This is a genomic window from Kitasatospora sp. NPDC058965 (genome assembly GCF_042741245.1).
Lineage (GTDB): Bacteria > Actinomycetota > Actinomycetes > Streptomycetales > Streptomycetaceae > Kitasatospora.
On sequence record NZ_JBHYKG010000492.1, the window covers coordinates 1 to 4,206 of the forward strand.

The following is a 4,206-nucleotide window of genomic DNA, read 5'->3' on the forward strand; positions in this document are numbered from 1 at the left end:
TACCACCAGCTGGGGGGCGCCGCGCCGCGGGGGGCCCCCGGGGGGGGGGGTTTGGGGGGGGTGGACGCCCCCGGGCGCGCACCCCCCCCCGCCGGGGGCGGCCCCCCCCCACACCGCGGTCTACGCGGTGCCCCGGCTCATCCAGCTGTACGCGCGGGAGCGGGCACGGGCCCGTGCGGCACGGCCGGGCGACCCCGCCGCCGTGCCGCGCGAACGGCGGGCGGCAGGCTGACCGCGACGGCGGCGAGCGCGGATCCGCCCAGCGCCCAGAGTGCCGGGCGGACGCCGAGCGCGTCGCCGAGCGCGCCACCACCGACCGCGCCCACCAGCCCCGCCGCGGCCACCACCATCTGCAGCGCGGCCATCGCCCGCCCCAGGGTGTCCTCGGGGACGTCCGCGGCCAGGGTCGCCGACAGGCCGACGTTGGCGATCGCGCCGAAGAAGATCGGCAGACCGATGCCCAGGGCGGCGCAGCCGGCCGCCAGCGGCAGCGGTCCGGCCGCCAGCGGCAGCAGCAGGACGCAGACCATGGCGACGGCGAACGCGGCCAGCACCACCAGGCGCGGGTTGCGGGTCGGGCCCAGCACCCGTCCGGACACCAGGGAGCCGACCAGGCCCATCAGGCCGGAGAACGCGAAGACGAGCCCGTAGGCGCCGGTCGGCAGGTGGACGACGCGCAGCAGGAAGGGACCGGTGAGGGCGGTCACGGCGGCCATGGTGGTGGCCGGCACGACGACGAAGACCAGCAGCGCCCGCGGGAAGCCGGGTCGGGCGAAGAACCGCAGCCCCGCCGCCGCACCCCGCAGGGCGTCGAGCGCACCGGTGCCGGACTCGCGCGGCACCAGGTCGGGGGAGCGCATGGCCAGCAGCGCCGACGCACTGAGCAGGTAGCTCACGGCGTCCGCCGCCAGCGCGCCCGCGCCGCCGACCAGGACGATCGTCGGGCCCGCCAGGACCCGGCCCAGCAGGGCCGCACCGTAGCTGCCGGCCTGCAGCCGGGCCCGGGCCCGCCCGACCCCCTCCACCCCGACCAACTGGCGCAGGTGGACGAAGTACACCGCGGACTCCAGCGACCCCACGCCCCCCAGCAGCACGGCGCCCGCGGCCAGTGCGCCGATGCCGACGGTCCCGGTCGCCAACCCCCGGGCCAGGAGCGCGACGACCAGCGCGCAGACCACGTCCAGCGCCGTCAGGACCCGGCGCGGGCGGGTGATCCGGTCGGCCAGCGCGCCGAGCGGGAGCCCGAACAGGAGGACGGGCAGCGACGACGCGGCGCTGACCAGACCGATCTCGCCCGCCGAGGCGTGCAGCGCCACCACCGCGATGACCGGCACGGCGATCGCCGTGAAGACGGAACCGAACGCCGAGGTGGTCTGCCCCCACCAGTAGAGCGTGACGTCACGTCGGACCGCGCGCGCGTTCATGCCCGGGCGACCGGCTGCCGGACGAGGGCGTCGACGGTGAAGAGCGGATCCGGGCGCGGGTCGAGCAACTGGTCCAGGAAGAGCAGCACGCCGGCCGATCCGCTGTGCAGGTCGGCGCTGAACCGGAGCAGTTGGTCGCCCAGGAACCGCACCCCGGACGCGTGGGGTATCGCGAACTTGAAGAGCCCGCGGGCGACCCGCAGCGCGGCCCGGCGGTCGGCCGGATCACCCGTCGGCCCGCCGTGCTCCGCGAGCACCAGGCCGAGGCCGGCCAGGCCCGAGTAGAGCCCGGGCAGGGCGGTGAAGGTGGTGCGCAGCGGCGCCAGCAGGCGCGGCGCCGCCTCGGCCAGCCGCGCGTCGTCCAGCTCGCGCAGGTAGCGGGAGGCCGTGTGCACCAGCCCGGCCGAGCCGCAGAAGAGGTAGGGCATCGTCCGCCGGTCGGTCGCGGACACCGGGAAGGTCAGGGTCGGGCCGTCCGGCGCGCTCGCCCGGTCCAGCTCGGCGTGCAGCAGCCGCACCCCGCGGGCGAGGTGGTCCCGGTCGCCGGTGACCGCGGCGAGCTGGTGGAGCATCAGCGCGATGCCGCACCGGCCGTGCAGCAGGCCGGTGGCGTCGTCGGGGCCCAGCTGGGCCACCAGCTCCCCGTCGGCCGGGATCGCCCGGGCCAGTGCGAGCGCGCGGTCGAGGTGGCGCTCGTCGCGGGTGTGCCCGTACAGCGCGAGGTGGGTCATGGCCACCCCGGCGGCGCCGCCGGACAGGGTGGCGTGACTGCGGGTCAGCGGGTGGCGGTCGGCCGCGGCGAGCAGCTCCAGGGCCTCCGCCACCAGGCCGCAGTCCGCCAGCACCCAGGCGATGCCCGCCAGGCCGACGTGCAGGCCGGGCGGCAGCTCGCCGGCGGTGCTCAGGGCGTCCCGGCGCAGCCGGTCCAGCACCCCGTCCGGCAGCGCGCGGCCCGCGCGGCGCAGGGCGTGCACGACGCCCGCCGTCCCGTACGCCAGGCACAGGGTGTTGGACAGGTACCCCTCGGCGATGGTCGGGAAGACCCGCACCGGGTGCTCCGGGTCGGCCGTGGCGAGCAGGGCGTCCGCGGTCCGGTCCCGCAGCTCGGCGAGGTGGTGCTCCGGGTCGGCGGCGACCTGTTCGGGCGTGGGGAGCCGGCGGACCGGGCCCGGCGGGTGGAACCGGGTGGCCCGCTCCCACAGCGACGGCGGGACCGGCACCCGCTCCGACAGGTCGTGGTGCAGGTGCGCCAGCACCTCGGAACTGCGGAACGCGACGAGGGTGAACGGTGCGAGGACGGAGAGGGCCAGTCCCGCCTGGCCGTACGCGTCGTACACCCCGGGATCGTCGCCGATCAGCGACTCCGGCGGACAGAAGCCCTGGGTGCCGATCCTGGGGAAGCTGGTGCCCACGGGCTGCGCGGCCTCGAAGTCGACCAGGCGCACGGTGTCGTCCGGGCCGACCAGGACGTTGCCGGGGCTGACGTCCACGAACAGGTAGCCGCACGCGTGCAGCCGGTCCAGCTGCGCCTCGACGGCGTCGAGGACGGACTCGCAGCGCCGGTAGTAGGCGGCGATCTCCTGCTCGGTGCAGGACACGTCGATCAGCGCGGTGGCGGCCACCGTCCAGCTGCTGAGGTTCTTCCCCGCGACGAACTCGGTGACCATGAACTCGTGCTCCCAGCCGCGCAGGTAGGCGATCGGCTCGGGGGCGAGGCCCGGCGCCCGCCGGTGCAGGTCCTGGAGGATCCGCCACTCGGCCCGCAGCTGTTCCTGCGCGGTCCGGTTCGTGTCGGACAGCCCGGTGTGCGCCCGGGCCTCCTTGACGAAGACCGTGCGTCCGGTGGTGGCGTGCCGCCCGCGGTAGGCGCCGCCGCCGTTGCTGTGGCGCACCACCTCCTCGACGACGAAGTCGCCGAGGGTCACCGGGGCGGGCCCGGCCGGGGACTCCGCAGCCTCCGGGGCCCGGGCCGGGGCGGCCGGCGGGGCGAAGGGGTCGGTGATGCCCTCCGGGAGCCGGAAGCTGACGCCGCGTCGGTCCTCCACCAGCTGCCCGTGCCCGTCGCGCACCAGCGCGGTGGCCGTGCCGTCGGCCCGCAGGCGGGTCCGGTGGACGAAGGCGCCGTAGCGGTAGTGGACGGTGCGCGAGTCGCGGAACCGCCGGTCGCTGAGGATGTACGGGCCCTCCTCGTCCGCCAGCGCGTCGCGCAGCCGCTCCATCAGGCGGCGGGCGGCGTCGACGTCCGGCGGATAGGCCGCGATGAACTTGCCGCCCTGCGCCCGGGACCCGTGCTTGTGGTGCAGCCACCAGTGGAAGCGTTCGGCCGCCAGGTGCTTGAAGGGGGTGCCCTCGTCGAAGAGCACCTCGGCCGCGAGGTCGAGCACCTGCGTCAGTCGGTCCGGCCGGGCCGACACGTGGACCTTCCAGCCGTCCTGCGTCCCGCCCAGGCCGCTGCGCTCCCACATCGTCCAGACCCCGGACTCGTGCCGGCGCCATCCGTCGGGGACCCGGCTCGGCCGGTACTCGCTGCCGCGGGAGCCGATGCTCTCCAGCGGGGCGTAGAAGTCGCGGTCCGCCAGCGCGAACTCGATCGGGTCCTTCATGGGCTCCTCCGGGGTGGGACGTCGGCCGTGCCCGTGAGGGTGCGGCCGGATGACGGGCGGAAGCGGCGGGGGGGGCGGCCCCCGGGCCGGCGCGGCCCCCCCCCCCCCCCCGGGTAAAAACCCCCCCCCGGGTGGTTTTGTTGGGATTGGGGGGGCCCCCCCCCCCCCCCCCCCCCCGG

General features: G+C 76.8%; 2 protein-coding genes. Both read right to left on the bottom strand.

Annotation, left to right across the window (positions count from 1 at the left end; genetic code table 11):
• Positions 1–137: 137 nt before the first annotated feature.
• A complete protein-coding gene (locus tag ACFW1A_RS39125) occupies positions 138–1,424 on the bottom strand; it encodes an MFS transporter (protein WP_380418220.1) in 1,287 nt (428 codons plus the stop codon).
• A complete protein-coding gene (gene lanKC / locus ACFW1A_RS39130) occupies positions 1,421–4,027 on the bottom strand; it encodes a class III lanthionine synthetase LanKC (RefSeq protein WP_380418222.1) in 2,607 nt (868 codons plus the stop codon). The genes ACFW1A_RS39125 and lanKC overlap by 4 nt, the downstream gene beginning before the upstream one ends.
• Positions 4,028–4,206: the final 179 nt, after the last annotated feature.